The organism is Sphingomonas sp. RS2018 (assembly GCF_054489605.1).
In genome coordinates this window covers 221,057-237,476 of record NZ_JBTMWL010000002.1, presented here as the reverse complement: position 1 = coordinate 237,476, position 16,420 = coordinate 221,057, and the positions used below count along the sequence as shown (strand labels likewise).

At 68.7% G+C, this 16,420-nt stretch carries 16 protein-coding genes; 9 read left to right on the top strand and 7 right to left on the bottom strand.

Annotation, left to right across the window (positions count from 1 at the left end; translation table 11 throughout):
• Nucleotides 1–38: 38 nt before the first annotated feature.
• Together ACX40P_RS06205 and ACX40P_RS06200 are read left to right on the top strand one after the other, a co-directional pair.
• Nucleotides 39–1,028, top strand: a complete 990-nt coding sequence (locus ACX40P_RS06205) for an aspartate carbamoyltransferase catalytic subunit (protein WP_459125457.1) — start codon at nucleotides 39–41, stop codon at nucleotides 1,026–1,028.
• Nucleotides 1,025–2,224: a dihydroorotase gene (locus ACX40P_RS06200; RefSeq protein ID WP_459125456.1), complete on the top strand. Its 1,200-nt coding sequence runs from the start codon at nucleotides 1,025–1,027 to the stop codon at nucleotides 2,222–2,224. The genes ACX40P_RS06205 and ACX40P_RS06200 overlap by 4 nt, the downstream gene beginning before the upstream one ends.
• A 56-nt stretch (nucleotides 2,225–2,280) precedes the next feature.
• On the opposite strand, the gene ACX40P_RS06195 is transcribed toward ACX40P_RS06200, so the two are convergent.
• Genes ACX40P_RS06195 through ACX40P_RS06185 form a run of 3 tightly spaced genes read right to left on the bottom strand, consistent with a single transcriptional unit; the run spans nucleotide 2,281 to nucleotide 4,799 of the window.
• Nucleotides 2,281–3,516 (bottom strand): SPOR domain-containing protein, encoded by a 1,236-nt coding sequence (locus ACX40P_RS06195; protein ID WP_459125455.1) that lies wholly within the window; start codon nucleotides 3,514–3,516, stop codon nucleotides 2,281–2,283.
• Nucleotides 3,513–4,082 (bottom strand): hypothetical protein, encoded by a 570-nt coding sequence (locus ACX40P_RS06190; protein ID WP_459125454.1) that lies wholly within the window; start codon nucleotides 4,080–4,082, stop codon nucleotides 3,513–3,515. Before ACX40P_RS06190 ends, ACX40P_RS06195 begins: the two co-directional genes overlap by 4 nt.
• Nucleotides 4,083–4,091: 9 nt before the next feature.
• Nucleotides 4,092–4,799, bottom strand: a complete 708-nt coding sequence (locus tag ACX40P_RS06185) for an AAA family ATPase (RefSeq protein ID WP_459125453.1) — start codon at nucleotides 4,797–4,799, stop codon at nucleotides 4,092–4,094.
• Nucleotides 4,800–4,965: 166 nt separating this feature from the next.
• Here ACX40P_RS06185 and ACX40P_RS06180 point away from each other — a divergent pair, with 166 nt between their 5' ends.
• Complete coding sequence (locus ACX40P_RS06180; protein ID WP_459125452.1) at nucleotides 4,966–5,805, top strand: SPOR domain-containing protein; 840 nt, start codon at nucleotides 4,966–4,968, stop codon at nucleotides 5,803–5,805.
• 355 nt (nucleotides 5,806–6,160) lie between these two features.
• On the opposite strand, the gene serB is transcribed toward ACX40P_RS06180, so the two are convergent.
• Nucleotides 6,161–7,042, bottom strand: coding sequence for a phosphoserine phosphatase SerB (serB, locus tag ACX40P_RS06175; RefSeq protein ID WP_459125451.1), 882 nt, complete (start codon nucleotides 7,040–7,042; stop codon nucleotides 6,161–6,163).
• Between the two features lie 135 nt (nucleotides 7,043–7,177).
• Here serB and miaA point away from each other — a divergent pair, with 135 nt between their 5' ends.
• The 4 genes from miaA to ilvC all read left to right on the top strand — a co-directional run bounded on the left by miaA (nucleotide 7,178) and on the right by ilvC (nucleotide 11,731).
• Nucleotides 7,178–8,098, top strand: a complete 921-nt coding sequence (gene miaA, locus ACX40P_RS06170; RefSeq protein ID WP_459125450.1) for a tRNA (adenosine(37)-N6)-dimethylallyltransferase MiaA — start codon at nucleotides 7,178–7,180, stop codon at nucleotides 8,096–8,098.
• 82 nt (nucleotides 8,099–8,180) lie between these two features.
• Nucleotides 8,181–9,926 (top strand): biosynthetic-type acetolactate synthase large subunit, encoded by a 1,746-nt coding sequence (gene ilvB, locus ACX40P_RS06165; protein WP_459125449.1) that lies wholly within the window; start codon nucleotides 8,181–8,183, stop codon nucleotides 9,924–9,926.
• 157 nt (nucleotides 9,927–10,083) lie between these two features.
• The gene (ilvN, locus tag ACX40P_RS06160; RefSeq protein ID WP_459125448.1) at nucleotides 10,084–10,599 is read left to right on the top strand and encodes an acetolactate synthase small subunit; all 516 of its coding nucleotides are present in this window, start codon (nucleotides 10,084–10,086) and stop codon (nucleotides 10,597–10,599) included.
• A 112-nt stretch (nucleotides 10,600–10,711) separates the two neighbouring features.
• Nucleotides 10,712–11,731 carry a ketol-acid reductoisomerase gene (gene ilvC / locus ACX40P_RS06155; RefSeq protein WP_459125447.1) on the top strand — a complete coding sequence of 340 codons (1,020 nt, stop codon included), beginning with the start codon at nucleotides 10,712–10,714 and terminating at the stop codon, nucleotides 11,729–11,731.
• A 97-nt stretch (nucleotides 11,732–11,828) separates the two neighbouring features.
• Here the strand turns inward: ilvC and ACX40P_RS06150 are convergent, their stop codons facing one another.
• Together ACX40P_RS06150 and ACX40P_RS06145 are read right to left on the bottom strand one after the other, a co-directional pair.
• Entirely contained in the window at nucleotides 11,829–13,559 is a 1,731-nt protein-coding gene (locus tag ACX40P_RS06150) for an NPCBM/NEW2 domain-containing protein (protein WP_459125446.1), read from the bottom strand.
• 156 nt (nucleotides 13,560–13,715) lie between these two features.
• Nucleotides 13,716–13,967 carry a DUF6894 family protein gene (locus tag ACX40P_RS06145; RefSeq protein WP_459125445.1) on the bottom strand — a complete coding sequence of 84 codons (252 nt, stop codon included), beginning with the start codon at nucleotides 13,965–13,967 and terminating at the stop codon, nucleotides 13,716–13,718.
• A gap of 155 nt (nucleotides 13,968–14,122) precedes the next feature.
• Between ACX40P_RS06145 and ACX40P_RS06140 the strand changes: the two genes are divergently transcribed.
• Both ACX40P_RS06140 and ACX40P_RS06135 read left to right on the top strand, forming a co-directional pair.
• The gene (locus ACX40P_RS06140) at nucleotides 14,123–14,947 is read left to right on the top strand and encodes a hypothetical protein (RefSeq protein ID WP_459125444.1); all 825 of its coding nucleotides are present in this window, start codon (nucleotides 14,123–14,125) and stop codon (nucleotides 14,945–14,947) included.
• An 84-nt stretch (nucleotides 14,948–15,031) separates the two neighbouring features.
• Nucleotides 15,032–15,664: a YceI family protein gene (locus ACX40P_RS06135; protein ID WP_459125443.1), complete on the top strand. Its 633-nt coding sequence runs from the start codon at nucleotides 15,032–15,034 to the stop codon at nucleotides 15,662–15,664.
• Nucleotides 15,665–15,725: 61 nt separating this feature from the next.
• On the opposite strand, the gene ACX40P_RS06130 is transcribed toward ACX40P_RS06135, so the two are convergent.
• The gene (locus ACX40P_RS06130) at nucleotides 15,726–16,148 is read right to left on the bottom strand and encodes a BLUF domain-containing protein (protein ID WP_459125442.1); all 423 of its coding nucleotides are present in this window, start codon (nucleotides 16,146–16,148) and stop codon (nucleotides 15,726–15,728) included.
• Nucleotides 16,149–16,420: the final 272 nt, after the last annotated feature.

Below are 16,420 nucleotides of genomic sequence, written 5' to 3'. Positions count from 1 at the left end.
TTGTCGGCACGCGCGCCGGGCGCTACCGCGCCACCTCAATGCAAGCGTCAGACCACCGCCCCTCCGTGCTGCTTCCCGGCCGCGCGGCGTTCCCGCATCGGCACCTGACCGGCATCGCCGGGCTGCAGCCGCATGAGATTCTGTTCCTGATCGACGAGGCCGAACGCTGGATCGCGCCGAACCGCGCCCGCGCGACGCCCGACCGAAGGCTGGCGGGCCTGACACAGATCAACGCCTTCTTCGAGAATTCGACGCGCACGCTGCTCAGCTTCGAGATCGCCGGCAAACGGCTGGGCGCCGACGTCGTCAACATGCACGCCGCCCAGTCGAGCGTGAAGAAGGGCGAGACGCTGATCGACACCGCCGTCACGCTGAACGCGATGCGCGCCGACGTGATTGTCATCCGCCATATGGCGAGCGGCGCGGTGCGGCTGATCGCCGATCAGGTCGATTGCCCCGTCCTCAACGCCGGCGACGGGCGGCACGAACATCCGACGCAGGCGCTGCTCGACGCCCTGACCATCCGGCGGCGGCGCGGCAGCATCGCCGGCCAGCGCGTGGTGATCTGCGGCGACCTGCTGCACAGCCGGGTCGCGCGCTCGAACATCCTCGCGCTGACCGCGCTGGCGGCCGAGGTGCGGGTGTGCGCGCCCTCGACGCTGATGCCGCCGGCGATCGAGGATTTCGGCGTAACGCCGTTCACCGATTTCGATGCGGCGCTGGAGGGGGCGGACGTGGTGATGATGCTGCGCGTCCAGAACGAACGGATGACCGGCGGCTTCCTGCCTTCCTCGCGCGAATTTCACCTGCGCTATGGCCTCAGGATGGAGCGGCTGGCGCGCGCCAAGCCAGACGCGCTGGTCATGCATCCGGGGCCGATGAACCGCGGTGTCGAGATCGCCTCCGATGTCGCGGATCACCCGGAGCGCTCGGCGATCACCGAACAGGTCGAGATGGGAGTGGCGGTGCGCATGGCCTGCATGGACGTGCTGACCCGGGCCTCACGCGGCGTGGAGGGCTGGGCATGAACCTCCGCTTTGTCAACGCCCGGCTCGTCTGCCCGGCGAACGGCATTCGCGAAGGCGAATTGCACGTCGCTGGCGACACGATCGCGGCGGATTCATCGCACGAATCCACCGTCATCGACTGCCGTGGCAAGGTGCTCGCCCCCGCGATCGTCGACCTGGGCGCCTTCGCAGTCGACAAGGCGGCGTGCCGCGCGGGCGGCATCGTCCGTATCGGGCTGATGCCCGACCAGACGCCGGTGCTCGACGATCCCGGCATCGTTCGCCGCGCCGCGACGATGGGAAAGCCCGAACTCTGGGTCCACCCGCTATCCGCCGCGACCCAGGGTCTAGCGGGCCAAGATCTGGCCGAGATGGCGATCACCGCCGGCGCCGGCGCGCGCGGTGTCGCCACCGGGCGGCGCTGGATCGGCGACTCCGGGTTGATGCGCCGCGCGCTTGCCTATGCGAAGGATTGCGGGCTGACGTTGGTGGCTCATGCCGAAGATGCGGGACTGAGCGATGGCGCCGTCGCCACCGACGGGCTGACCGCAACCTTGCTCGGCCTCCCCTCCGCCCCGCCGGTCGCCGAAGCGCTGGCCGTCGCGCGCGATCTGATGCTGGCCGAAGATACCGGCGCGCGCCTGCATATCCGGCAGGTCACCACCGCCGCCGCGCTCGACCTGATCCGCGCGGCGAAGCGTCGCGGCGTCGCCGTCACCTGCGGCATCACGCCAGCGTACCTGCTGCTGTCCGACATCGCGATGAATGACTTCCGCACGTTCGCGCATCTCTCTCCGCCGCTGCGGTCGGAGGGTGATCGCCGGGCCTGTCTGGCGGCGATTGCGGACGGCACGATCGACGTCATCGCCTCGGGTCACGATCCGCGCCGGCCGGAGGAGAAGCGCCTGCCCTTCGCCGATTCGGCCCCCGGCGCGGCGGGCGCGGCGACGCTGCTGCCGCTGGCGCTGGGCGTTGCGCGGACGGTCGACATCGGTCTCGATCGCCTGTTCGCGCTACTCGCGGTCAACCCCGCGGCGGTGCTGGGGCTCGACACCGGCACCCTCACGCCGGGCGCACCCGCCGATCTCGTGCTCTTCGACGAAGGCGCGCCGTGGCAGGTGACGGCGGAAACGTGCGGCAATACGCCGTTCGATGGTTTGCCCGTACAGGGTAAGGTGCTCCGCGTGTGGAAGGGTGGCAGCGAAATCGCCGCCTGATAAGAAAAACTTCGTGCTCACGCAGACGCGAGCAAGACAGCGTTAGCGGTGAGCCCTCACCGCGCCGCCACCTGCACCCCCGACCGCAGCCACGCAGCCAGCGCATCGCCGCCGAACGTCCGGACGTAGCATCGTCCGCCATCCTGCTGCACGCTACGGCACACCGCATTCGCCTCTGTGCGTGCGAAGCCGCCGACAGACAGCCGGTACAGGCTCCCGCCCCGCGTCGAAACCGACATCCCCTGCGGCCGTTGCGCCGACAACACGCGATGGCGTCGGCTCATTCGCGTCCACGCCGCCTGGGCGGTAGCGACGCTGTCATAGGCGCCGAGTTGAACGAACCAGCTGCCGCTCGTCGCCGCCGCCGGTCGCGACACCTTCACCACATAGTCACGCTTCACCGCGGCCACGACCGGGCGCGACGCGACCGTCATCGGCAGCGGCTGCACCACCTCCTGACGCGGCGCGAACACGATCGCCGCGACCTTTACCGGTGCCACCGCGACCGGCTCGACCGGCGCCGCCACCGCAACCGGGGCAGGCTCCGCAACAGCAGCCACGGCCGTCGCGCCGGCATTCAGCGCCAGTCGCGCCGGCTGGCCCGCATCCTCGATCGGGCTGACGCCCAGCAGCGCCGCCACCTGATCGGCGGCCCCGCTTGGGCGCGCAAACGCCATCCACTGCATCAGCCGCTTGTCGAGCTCGCCCGGCGCGACGTCGAATGCCGCCACCGTCTTCGCATCCTGCCACCGCCCGGCCAGGCCCAGCGCGAGCGCCAAATTCTGCCGCGTCTTCGCGGTCGCGCCCGGCGTGCGGGCTGCGTCGGTCAGCACCGACACCGCCGTTACCGGATCGCCCGCCAGCGCAAAGGCCAGTCCGCGATCGCCCGCCGGGATCGTCGCCTCATGCGCGATCAGCGTTTCCCGCGCACCGCTCCAGTCGCCGATCCCGATCTTCGCCAGCGCCAGATGCAGTGCCGCGGCACCGTCCGAGGGATCGAGCGATAGCGCGTCATTCAGCGCGGCGACCGCCGACGGGAAACGCCCCGACGCCAGATAGGCCTGCCCCAGCAGCGTACGATACGCCGCCGTCCGCGGGCTCATCGCCACCGCCGCCTCGGCCGCCGCGACCGCCTTGGTGGGTTCGTGCTTCGCCAGCGCCTTGCCCGCGGTGCGCGCCTGCGCGACGGCGTGCCGCGCCGCTTCGGTATCGCCCGCGGCACTGACGGAGACGCCGCAGCTCAGGCTGGCCCCCGCGATCAGCGTGGCGGCGATTATCGACCTGCAATTCATGATTGTCCTCCGGCAGCCTTGGGCGAAAGCTGGGCGGCAAGCCCCTCCACCTCCGGCAGCGATTCGATGAAGGCGTCCAACGCCTGGACGACCAGCGCCTGTGCCGACCGGTTGCGGCTGGCCGAGGCGAGCCGCAGGCGCAGATGTCGATCCGGATCGAGCCGCAGCGTGAAGGCCGCCTTGACCGTCTTCGCCGACAGTTCGCGCGCGATGCGGCGGGCGGCATCGGCACCCAGCGGCGGCAACGGCGCAGCGTCGGCGTCGTCCTCGACCGGCGTCACCGCTTCCAGCAGCGCGGCGCGCTCGACCAGCACGCTCGGCACGCTCGCGACCGGCGGCGTTTCGGGCGGCGCGGCGGTGGCGATCGAGACGATCGGCGCCTCGTCCTCGCCGATATCGTCCTCGCCCATGTCGTTCCAGCCGAGATCGTCGAGCCCGACCGTGGACTTGCCGAAGTCGCCGGCCTGTCCGTGGAAACCTTGCGGGCGCATCGCCGGGCGCGCCTGTCCCTTGCGCGCCAGCAGTCCCGAGGACAGCGACGCGGTTGGCTTGATGGTGCCGAACATGTCCGCCCCTCAGTTCATGACGCGGCGGCCGAAGCCCCCGCCGGCGGCGACGCGTGGCAGGGCCACGCTCGGCGTCGTGAACACGGTGCGGCGGAAATTCTTCTCCATCCGGTCGGCGATATAGGTCCACAGCGCGGTGACCTCGGCCGCCGACTTGCCGTTCGGATCGGTCTCCATCACCGTCCGCCCGTCGATCATCGACGAAGCGAAATCGGTGCGCTGGTGCAGCGTCACCGGTGCGACTGTCCCATGCTGGGACAGTGCGACCGCGGCTTCGGACGTGATGCGCGCCTTGGGCGTCGCGGCGTTGACGACGAAGATCAGCGGCTTGCCCGCGCGGTCGCACAGGTCGACGGTGGCGCCGACCGCGCGCAGGTCGTGCGGGCTCGGTCGCGTCGGAACGACGATCAGCTCGGCCACGGCGATGACGCTCTGGATCGCCAGCGTGATCGCCGGCGGCGTATCGATGACGGCCAGTTTGAAGCCCTGCTGGCGCAGCACTTCAAGATCGCTGGCGAGCCGCGCGACCGTGGTCTGCGCGAACGCCGGATAATCGGTCGACCGCTCGTTCCACCAGTCGCTCAGCGACCCCTGCGGATCGATGTCGATCAGCACCACCGGACCGGCGCCGGCCTGCTGCGCCTGCACGGCCAGGTGCCCGGACAGGGTCGTCTTGCCGGACCCTCCCTTTTGCGATGCCATCGCCAGTACGCGCATGTTGACCCCTGCCTTGTCGATAGTCTCACGATCCCGATGACATGGCGCTTGATAAGAAGGGGTTAATGCGAGCCCCGCCGACGCCGGCCCGCGGGCTCATGATTTCTTTGCGATTCATGTCTAACAGGTCGTACATCTTGTCCGGGGGCCACGCGGAGCGGGGATGATGGGGAAGCGTTTGATCGCGATGCTGCTGCTGCTGGCGGCGACGACGCCGGCGGTCGCCGGCACGAAGGCAGGCGTCGCGGCGTGGCAACGCGGTGATTACAAGCGCGCCGTCGCCGAATGGCGCGCACCCGCGATTGCCGGCGACGCCGCCGCGCAGTTCAACCTGGGACAAGCCTATAAACTCGGCCGCGGCGTGCCACTCGATCTGGCGACGGCTGAGGGCTGGTATCGCAAGGCGGCGCTGCAGGGCTATCCGCCGGCCGAGGACAATTACGCGCTGACATTGTTCCAGAGCGGCCGCGCAGCACAGGCGCTGCCCTGGCTGGAGAAATCCGCCGCGCGTGGTGAGGCGAGAGCGCTCTACGTGCTCGGCATGATTCACTTCAACGCCGACATCGTGCCGCAGGACCGCGTCCGCGCCTACGCGTTGATGACCCGCGCCCAGGCCGCCGGCCTGCCGCAAGCCACCCAGGCGCTCGCGCAGATGGACGGCCTGATGCCGCTCGCCGAACGTCAGAAGGGCATCGCGATGGCCCGAGATCTCGTCATCACCCCCAGCCGCCCCGCACCCCAGCCGAAGCCCGCGCCCCGCCCGACCACGCCCACAACAACCGCCACGGCCCCGAACAGCGGCGAATGGCGAGTCCAGCTCGGCACCTTCCGCAACCCGGACGGCGCCCGCCGCCTATGGTCGCAACTCACCCCCCGCTTCCCCGGCCGCCAGCCGAGCTATCCCATGACCGGCGACCTCACCCGCCTGCTGGTCGGGCCCTATGCGACGAAGGCAGACGCGGCGCGGGCCTGTGAGATGGCGGAGCCGTGCGTGCCAGTGCGATAGGATTGTGATCGACGTCCTTCCTCACGCTGAATGATGATTTCCATTCAGTCCCTTCCAAACAGATTAACATTGCCCAAATTGTCGTTCACCAACGTCGATGTTTTTTACTGAGGCACGCTTTGGGGGAATCCACTTGCTGTCGTCACCGGCGGCGACACGCTTGACGTCGAGACGATGCAGGCCGCTTTTCAAATCCATCAAGGCGTCGAAATGGGGCGAACAAGTTTGCTGCATGCGGAGGCATATCGAATAGACGATGATATCGTCGCGACGGTACGCGGGTCCTGCGTTTCCGTCATGACGGGTGAAATTGTCCTCTGATGTACATGGTCTGTGGGTTGGTGGATTAGGCCTCTCACCCCAAAACCCACTCCGCCCGCGCGATCCCCTGCGCCCACAGCAGCGCGGTCAGGTCGCCGTGGTCGATCCGCGCACCCGCCGCCGCCGCGACGACCGGCTTGGCGTGATAGGCGACGCCCAGTCCGGCCGCGGCGATCATCGCCAGGTCGTTGGCGCCGTCGCCCACCGCCAGCGTCGCCTCGCGCGGCAGGCTGCGCTCGGTCATCGCCTCGGTCAGCGTACGCTCCTTGGTGGCGCTGTCGACGATCGGCTTGGCGACCGTCCCGTCGAGCTTGCCGCCCGCGATGGTCAGCCGGTTGGCGATCACCCGGTCGAAGCCGATCTCCCTGCCCACCGGCTCGGCGAAGCGGGTGAAGCCGCCCGACACCAGCACCGCATGCGCGCCGCGCGCCGTCATCGTGCGCACCAGCGCCTTGGCGCCCGGCATCAGTCGCACCCGCTCGGCCAGACACCGGTCGATCGCGCTCTCCTCCAGCCCGTTCAGCAGCGCCACGCGCGCATCGAGGGCGCCGGCGAAATCCAGTTCGCCCCGCATCGCGCGTTCGGTGATCTCGGCGATTTGCGGCTTGATGCCGGCATAGTCGGCCAGTTCGTCGATGCACTCGACCGTAATCATCGTCGAATCCATGTCGGCGACGATCAGCGCCTTCGCTCGGCCCTCAGACGGCTGCACCACCACATCCGTGCCGACGAACACGCCCTCCAGCGCGACGCGCGCCTGATCGGAGCGCAGGCCGAACACCACGTCCGCCGCTTCGCCCGCATCGATCCACCCCGCCCCGACGGGCGCGCAGCCGGCCGCGGCCAGCCGGTCCTGCGCAGCGGAAAGATCGCCTGACGTCAGGGTGCCGGATGCTATGAGGGTTGCCGTGAACATCTGTCGTCGCTCCTACCCCAACCCGTTCGGGCTGAGCTTGTCGAAGCCCTGCCCTTCTTCTTCGTGCCGCTTCGCGTGCCGGACGAAAGGAAGGGCAGCCGTTCGACAAGCTCAGGGCGAACGGAGTTTGAAGGCGTGAACCGCCCCCTTCCCAAGCTCGCGCTCATCGCAGGACCGACCGCCAGCGGCAAGTCCGCGCTCGCGGTCGCCCTCGCGCAGGCTCATGACGGCGTCGTCATCAACGCCGATGCCAGCCAGGTCTATGCCGACCTGCGCATCCTCTCAGCCCGCCCCTCACCCGACGAGGAAGCGCAAGCGCCACACGCGCTGTTCGGCCATGTCGACGGCGCCGACACCGGCTACAGCGCGGCGCGCTGGGCGGAGGAGGCGCGCAACGCGATCGCCGCAGCCCACGCCGCGGGCAGGTTGCCGATCCTCGTCGGCGGCACCGGGCTCTATCTGCGCACGCTGGTCGACGGCATCGCGCCCGTGCCGGCCATCGACCCCGCTATCCGGGCCGAAATCCGCGCCAGCAGCGTCGCAGACAACCACGCCGCACTTTCCCGCCTCGATCCCTCCGCCGCCGCCCGGCTTCACGCCGCCGACACCACCCGCGTCGCCCGCGCGCTGGAGGTGGTGCGCTCGACCGGGCGTTCGCTCGCCGAATGGCAGTCGGCGCTGGCGGGCGGCATCGGCGGCGAGGTCGATCTGGTCGCCACAATTCTGCTGCCCCCACGCGACTGGCTGTTCGCGCGCTGCGACGCGCGCCTCGCCGCGATGTTCGACGGCGGCGTCAGCGAAGAGGTGGCCGCGCTGCTGGCCCGCCCCGATGTTCCCGCAGACGCCCCCGTCCGCCGCGCGATCGGTGTGGCGGAGGCGGCGGCGATGCTGGCCGGCGCGCTCACCCGAGACGAGGCGCTCGCCGCCGCCCGCATTGCCACTCGCCGCTATGCCAAGCGCCAGTACACATGGTTCCGCAACCAGCCCCCGGCCGGCTGGACCCGTAACGAACGCAATGTCTCACTCAACGATATTGAAACAAGATTACGCATGTAAGTGTTGACATGACATTTTAGTGCAAGTAGCGGGCCGCATCGCAGCGTGATATTGCGCCTGCGAGCAATCGAAGGAACGAAACGTGTCGGAACGCAGCGGAGCGGACATTCTGGTCGAGGCGCTGGTCGATCTCGGCGTGGAGGTCGTCTTCGGCTATCCCGGCGGCGCCGTGCTGCCGATCTACGACGCGCTCTTCCGCTCGGGCAAGATCCGCCACATCCTCGTCCGCCACGAACAGGCGGCGACGCACGCGGCGGAGGGCTATGCCCGCTCGACCGGACGTCCCGGCGTCGTGCTGGTCACCTCCGGTCCCGGCGCGACCAACGCGGTCACCGGCATCACCGACGCGCTGCTCGATTCGATCCCGATGGTGGTCATCACCGGGCAGGTGCCGACCGGCCTGATCGGCACGGACGCGTTCCAGGAGGCGGACACCGTCGGCATCACGCGCCATTGCAGCAAGCACAATTATCTCGTGAAGGATCCCGCCCTCCTCGGCGGCGTGCTGCATGAGGCGTTCCACATCGCTACCTCCGGCCGCCCCGGCCCGGTCGTGGTCGACATCCCCAAGGACGTGCAGGTCGCCACCGCCCGCTACACGGCGCCCGGCCCCATCCGTCACAAGACCTATCGTCCGCAGGTCGAACCCGACCAGGCCGCGATCGAGCAGGCGATCGACATGCTCGCCGCCGCCGAGCGCCCGGTGTTCTACACCGGCGGCGGCGTCATCAACGCGGGGCCGCGCGCGACGGAGATGCTGCGCGAACTCGTCGCGCTGACCGGTGCCCCCGTCACCTCCACGCTGATGGGGCTGGGCGCGCTGCCCGCCTCCTCGCCGCAGTGGCTCGGCATGCTCGGCATGCACGGGACGTACGAGGCCAATCTGGCGATGAACCGCGCCGACCTCGTTATCGCGGTCGGCTCGCGCTTCGACGATCGCGTGACCGGGCGGCTCGACGCGTTCAGTCCGACCAGCCGCAAGGTCCACATCGACATCGACCGCTCCAGCATCAACAAGACGGTGCGGATCGACCTCGCGATCGTCGCCGACGCCGCGCATGCGCTGGCGGCGATGGTGGCGGCGTGGCACGCCCGCGCGCATCCGAAACCCGACCTCACCGACTGGTGGAGCCGGATCGAGGGTTGGCGCGCCAAGAACTGCCTCGACTTCCCGGAGAATGGGACAGAGATCATGCCGCAGCGCGCCGTCCGCGCGCTGTACGAGGCGACGAAGCACCGCGCCCCGATCGTCTCGACCGAAGTCGGTCAGCACCAGATGTGGGCCGCGCAGCATTTCGGGTTCGAGGCGCCGAACAAATGGCTGACCAGCGGCGGCCTGGGCACGATGGGCTATGGCCTGCCCGCCGCGATCGGCGCGCAGCTGGGGGAGCCGGATGCGCTCGTCATCGACATCGCGGGCGAAGCCTCGATCCAGATGAACATCCAGGAACTGGCGACCGCGACCCAGTATCGCCTGCCGGTGAAGGTGTTCATCCTCAACAACGAATATATGGGCATGGTCCGCCAGTGGCAGGAACTGACCTATTCCTCGCGCTATGCGGAAAGCTATTCGGACAGCCTGCCCGATTTCGTGAAGCTGGCCGAGGCGTATGGCTGGAAGGGCATCCGCATCGAGACGCTGGACGAACTCGACGACGGCATCGCCGCGATGCTGGCGCACGACGGGCCGGTCATGGTCGACTGCCGCGTCGCGAAGCTCGCCAACTGCTTCCCGATGATCCCGAGCGGCGCCGCCCACACGGACATGATCCTGCAGGCGAACGAAGTCTCGGGCGAGATGGACGACGAGGCCAAGGCCTTGGTTTGATTTCACCCCTGATCCTCCCCGGCACGGGGAGGGGGACCGCGGCCGCAGGCCGTGGTGGAGGGGGCTCACCGCGAACGAGCCGCCTGCCGCCCGCCCCCCTCCACCGTCGCTACGCGCCGGTCCCCCTCCCCGTGCCGGGGAGGATTTGAGAAGAGCCATGCACATCAAGACCGAAACAGCCGAACGCCACACGCTGGCGGTCATCGTCGACAACGAACCCGGCATCCTCGCGCGGATCGCCGGCCTGTTCACCGCGCGCGGCTATAATATCGAGAGCCTGACGGTCAGCGAAGTGACCGCGGACCAGGCCGTCAGCCGCATCACCATCGTCACCTCGGCCAGCCCGCACGTGCTCGAACAGATCGTCGCGCAGCTCGACCGGCTGGTGCCGGTGCACAAGGTGGTCGACCTGACCGCGGACGGCGCGCACGTCGAGCGCGAGCTGGCGCTGGTGAAGGTCGCCGGGTCCGGCGATCACCGGATCGAGGCGCTGCGTCTCGCCGACGTGTACCGGGCGCGCGTGGTCGATGCGACGACGTCGAGCTTCGTGTTTGAAGTGACCGGCGGGCGCGAGAAGATCGACAAGTTCGTCGAGCTGATGGGCGAAGTCGGCCTGATCGAGGTCGCCCGCACCGGCATCGTCGCCATCGCGCGCGGTCGCGAGGGGGCCTGAAATCATTTGCCGTGCTCCTGCGAAAGCGGGAGCCCGGGGCCGCACGCGACGCGGCCGGAAACTCTAGGCTCCCGCCTGCGCGGGAGCACATGTTGAAAGGGAGCCTGTTACCATGCGTGTCTATTACGATCGCGACGCCGATCTGAACCTGATCTCCGACAAGAAGATCGCTATCCTCGGTTATGGCTCGCAGGGTCATGCTCACGCGCAGAACCTGCGCGATTCGGGCGTGAAAGACGTCGCCATCGCCCTTCGCGACGGTTCGGCCACCGCGAAGAAGGCCGAAGGCGCCGGCTTCAAGGTCATGACGAACAAGGACGCCGCCGCCTGGGCGGACATCCTGATGATCCTCGCGCCCGACGAGCATCAGGCGGCGATCTACGCCGACGATCTGCACGCGAACCTGAAGCCCGGCGCGACGATCGCCTTCGCCCATGGCCTCAACGTCCACTTCGGCCTGATCGAGCCGCGCGACGACATCGACGTCATCATGATCGCGCCCAAGGGCCCCGGCCACACCGTGCGCAGCGAATATGTGAAGGGCGGCGGCGTCCCCTGCCTGGTCGCGATCCATCAGGACAAGTCGGGCAACGCGCACGATATCGCGCTCGCCTACGCCAGCGGCGTCGGCGGCGGCCGTTCGGGAATCATCGAAACGAACTTCCGCGAGGAATGCGAAACCGACCTGTTCGGCGAGCAGGCCGTGCTGTGCGGCGGCATCACCCACCTGATCCAGGCCGGGTTCGAGACGCTGGTCGAGGCGGGCTACGCCCCCGAGATGGCCTATTTCGAGTGCCTGCACGAAACCAAGCTGATCGTCGACCTGCTGTATGAGGGCGGCATCGCCAACATGCGCTATTCGATCAGCAACACCGCCGAATACGGCGACATCGTCACCGGCCCGCGCATCATCACCGACGAGACGAAGAAGGAAATGAAGCGCGTGCTGGCCGACATCCAGTCGGGCCGCTTCGTGAAGAACTTCGTCCTCGACAACCGCGCCGGCCAGCCCGAACTGAAGGCCGCGCGCAAGCTTGCCGAAGCGCATCCGATCGAAAAGACCGGGTCGGAGCTTCGCGCGATGATGCCATGGATTGGGGCGAATAAGTTGGTCGACAAGGCCAAGAATTAAACGTTAATTCGCACTTGTCGCCCAACCGGACGGCACGGCGAAGCCGGCCCACAGGGCCCGGCTTCGCCGGGTCCGACGGGCAGGCGTGTGGCGGCCGCTACCGCACGAACCGCAACCGATGCCACGCAAACGCCGTCACCGCCCCACCCGCCACCGGCGCGACCAGCTCGATCCGGCGCACCCCCCGCACATCGATCGACACCGGCGTCGCGCCCGCGGTCGCCGTCCCCGCCCGCAGCACCCTGCCGTCCCCCCGAATCTCGAAACGCCCCGCCTGCGCACCCAATGTCCGCGGATCGACCATCACCCGCCGATAGCGGCCATCGAGGTCGACACCGACCCGCGACCCCGCCGCGACACCTAAACCCAAATTGTCCTGCCGCCCCCCGAGCATCAGCGGCTCGCCGTAGGGCTGGAACCCGATCCGCGCGAGCACCCACTGCCGATCGAGCGTGCGGTCCGGCGCCTTGTAACCGGCATCCGCGACCGCGAACCGCGCCGGCATATCGGCGGGCAGGCTGACGCCGGGGGTTAGCGGCTGCCCCTCGACGCGCAGCAACACCGTCTCCTGCGGCGCCAGCGCGACGGTGATCCGTGCCCCGACGGGGCGCACCCGCGCGCCAGTCCACAGGTCGCGGATCGCCACCGGGCGCGTCGGCGACAGGCCGAGATCGGCGAGGCTGGCCGACAGGCTGAGCGGCTTGCTCCCGCGATTGATGAGCGCGACCGCCTTGTGGCCATCCATCGACAGCGCCTTCGCCACGACCTCGCCGTCGCCATCGCGCGACACGACCACGCCCTGATTGCCCGCCGGGTCCTGGTTCACCGCGATCACGTCCCGGTTGCCGATGATGGCGGCGATGGCCGGCGTCATGCGGCGTAGGTCGTTGCCGAGGATCAGCGGCGCGGCCAGCACCGCCCACAGGCTCATATGCGCCCGCGCCGCGGTCAGGTGGTCGCCGTCGAAGGCGCCGTTGCCGACCTCCAGCATGTCGGGATCGTTCCACCGTCCCGGCCCGGCGAACCGCGCGCGCGACGCGGCGCTGTCGAAGTTGGCGAGCATCGACGCCCAGGTCGCCGATATGTCGTAGCTGGTGCGCCACATATGGCCGTGGTCATGCGCCCAGTCGTTCACATCCGCCTCGCCCCAGGCGCAGATCGAGATCACCGGTCGGCGTCCGCCCGCGGCGCGGCGCACCGCGGCGGCGAAGCTCGCAGATTGGCGCGAAAGCTCGCCCGCGTTTGACTGAGCCGGCTTGCCGCGGACGATCAGCGGATCGAATGCGCGGAACGTGCCGTCGCGCACCACCGGCACGTCGCGCTCGTAATCCGCGACGCCGCAGGCATCGACCTTGATGAAGTCGAACCCCCATTTCGCGAACAACAGCGCCGCGTCCTGACCGTGATGACCGTAGGTGCCGATTTCCCGCTCGGTCACCGATCCTTCGGGCAGGTTCGGCGTCTTCGGCCGGAACCGCTGCGAACAGCTGTTGCGGCCGATATCGGTGTAGATGCCCGCCTTCAGTCCCATCGCGTGCAGCCGATCGACGAACGGGCGCAGGCTGGTGGTGCCGTCCGGCAATCGCGCGGACGGATAGATGCTGGTGCGCACGCGGATCGTGTCGCCCTCGCGCTTCAGCCACCAGCCATCGTCGATGTTGACGTAGCGATAGCCGCGGTTCGCCAGCCCGAGCTTCACGAGCAGGTCGGCCTGCGCCATGACGTCGCCCTCGCCATAGTCGAGGTCGAACACATTGTACGGATTCCACCCCATCGGCGGCGTGGCGGCGACCACGACGGGCTCCCGCGCCGATGCAATTGGCGTCATGCCCGCGATCGTGGCGCCGGTAAGACACCACCCGATGACGTGCCTGCCCAATGTCCTAAGCGACATGATATCCTCTCCCGACGACGCCTGGTGCATCGGGTTGATATTACAAGCCGCCCGTAATTTGCCAGACAAAACAGGCGGAGGCGTCGCCGGCTACAGAACGAGCCCGGCGGTCGCTGGCGTCTTCGATGCCGACACCTGCATCGCGTACAGGATCAGCCCGGTTTCGTCGCTAACATCGACCTGCCAGTCCTCGTCCGCCCAGATCTGGGCCGCGTGCTTCGTCAACAGTTCGCCGACGAACCGCGCCATCTCCAGCCGCAGTTCGGCGTGATCGGCCTTGTCGACCGTCAGCGTGGTCGCGATATGCGAACCCGTGCGCACGTTGATGTGGAAAGTCGCCATGCCGTTTCAGCGTCGCGCCGCGACATCCGTTCCCTCTAGAGATGCTGATTCAGGTTAATTGCGTCGCATTTGCCGCCGCTGAGGCGACGGCGCCACAGCATCCTCCCGCAAACCCGTTGCCCACCCCGCCCCGCATCCGCTAACGCCCGCGCGTCATGCGTTCGACGTCGTATCGTACCGCGTCGTACCGCGCCCATCCGTCCGCGGGCAGCCGTGCGACCGCGACGATGCTGTCGCTGGCGATCCTCGTCGCGATCATCCTCGCGCTGCTGTGGGCGGGCCGGCGCGAGCTGCGCGAGCCGCCGCGCGGCGATCCGCTCGCGACCTTCGACGTGACGGAGACGGGGACGAAGGCGGCCAGCCCCAGCGCCCGCCCCGCCCCTCGTGCGCAGCCCAAGGCGGCGACGCAGGCCGCCCAGCCGCAGGTCCGCCCGGCCGAGCCGACACCCGACACCCCCGTGCAGCCGGTGACACCCTGGATCCGCCTCGATCGCGGATCCTTCGCCAGATCCGACATCGGCAAGATGCCCGGTGCATCCGCCGGATCGGGGTCGTCGGAGGTGGCCGACAGCGGCGGCGGCCCGACCACGCCCGGGATTCCCGGCGGCGCGCCGAACGGGGAGACGCTGTACCCGGCCGAATGGTATCGCGAACCGACGCGGGCGGAGATGGCGACCTACATGCCCAATCGCTCGACGTCGGGTTACGGCCTCATCATGTGCCGCACCGTCGCGCGCTGGCATGTCGAGGATTGCCGCCAGATGGGCGAGACGCCGGGCTCCGGCATATCGCGCGCGATGCGGCAGGCGTCGTTCCAGTTCCTGGTTCGCCCGCCGACGGTCAACGGCAAGCCGCAGATCGGTGTTTGGGTCCGTATCCGTTTCGACCTGATTGTGAAGGGCGGCGGGGACGCGCCGCCCGATGCGCCGCCCAGCCGGCCGCGCGCCGGCGTCGGCGCGACCGGACCAGTGCTCAACTGAACCGGTCCGTTTCCCCTTTAACGACTTTCGCGCGGGTCCGCGCTGTGGTTCAACGGCACCACGTCACACAGGGAGTTTCCGATCATGCGCCTCATCCTCGCCACCGTCCTCGCCCTCGCCGCCACCGGCGCGGTCGCTCAGCAGCAACCGATGGCCGCACCCGGCAGCAAATCGACCGCGGCGATCACCGCCGGCACCTACACCGCCGATCCGGGCCACACGCTCGTCACCTGGACGCTCGATCACCTCGGCTTCTCGCCCTACACCGGCATCTTCGGCGACGTGACGGGCACGCTGACGCTCGATCCGAAGCGGCCGAACACGACGAAGGTCGATGTGACGATTCCCGTGTCGAAGGTGACGACCGCCAGCGCCGGCCTGACCGCCCATCTGACCCGCGCGGGCAAGGACGGCGGCAAGCCCGACTTCTTCGGCGCCAACGCCGCCGATGCGCGCTTCGTCTCGACCAACGTCGTCGCCAGCGGCCAGACCGCGAAGGTCACCGGCAACCTGACGCTCAACGGCGTCACCAAGCCGGTCACGCTCGACGTACACTTCTACGGTGCGGGCAAGGCCCCGGCGATGATGGGCGGCAAGGAGAATGTCGGCTTCCACGCGACGGGCACGATCATGCGCAGCCAGTTCGGCCTCGGCTTCGGCGTGCCGATGGTCGGCGACGCGGTGAAGCTCGACATCGCCGCCGCGTTCCAGAAGTAAGCGGCCAACGCTCGTTCGGCCTGGGTGAAGTCGACGCCACCTCTCCCGAGGTGCTTCGACGTCACCCAGCGCTGACGGATAGTCTCAGATCGTCTCGCCGCGTCTCCGCAAAGCCGACGAACGTCGCCCGCACCCCCGGTGCCGCATTGACGCACAGTGCATCCACCCGCGCGACGACCGAATCGAAGTCCCCGCCCGGACGCTGCGCCGCCATCGCCCAGTCGCCGAACTCGCGGGCCTCGACGATGCGATCCGACAGCACCACGATCGCGCGGTGACGGGCATCGCCCTCGATCCGCCCCAGCGCTCGTGCGACGGCGCCGCTTTGGCCCTCCAAAACCTGCAGAAAACGTCGGCCGTCATAGTAGAGCAGCCCGCTGATCGCATCGCGCGCATTGTTCCGGCGCGACGCGTCCAGGATCGCATCCATGTCGCCCGGCGCGATCGATCGCGCCGCTGTGCTGATGTAGACGACCTGCCGCATTCATGTTCCCCACATTGTTCGGAGAACTGGTAAGCTGGGTCTATTAAGCTGGCGATAACAGTAACTTGATTTATGTGAAGTTCGCGCACTGGACATCGCCCTCGCTGCCACGCTATCGCGGTACGCAATGATTTCGGCACCACGCCTCTCGCTGCTACGACTTACGCGCCCTTAGGCGCGACCATCGCCGTGCGCCCGCTCATCCGGCGCCGCGAACCGCCTGAGGGCAAGATCCACCCGATACGACGACCCGCCTTCGCGAGAGACGAGCC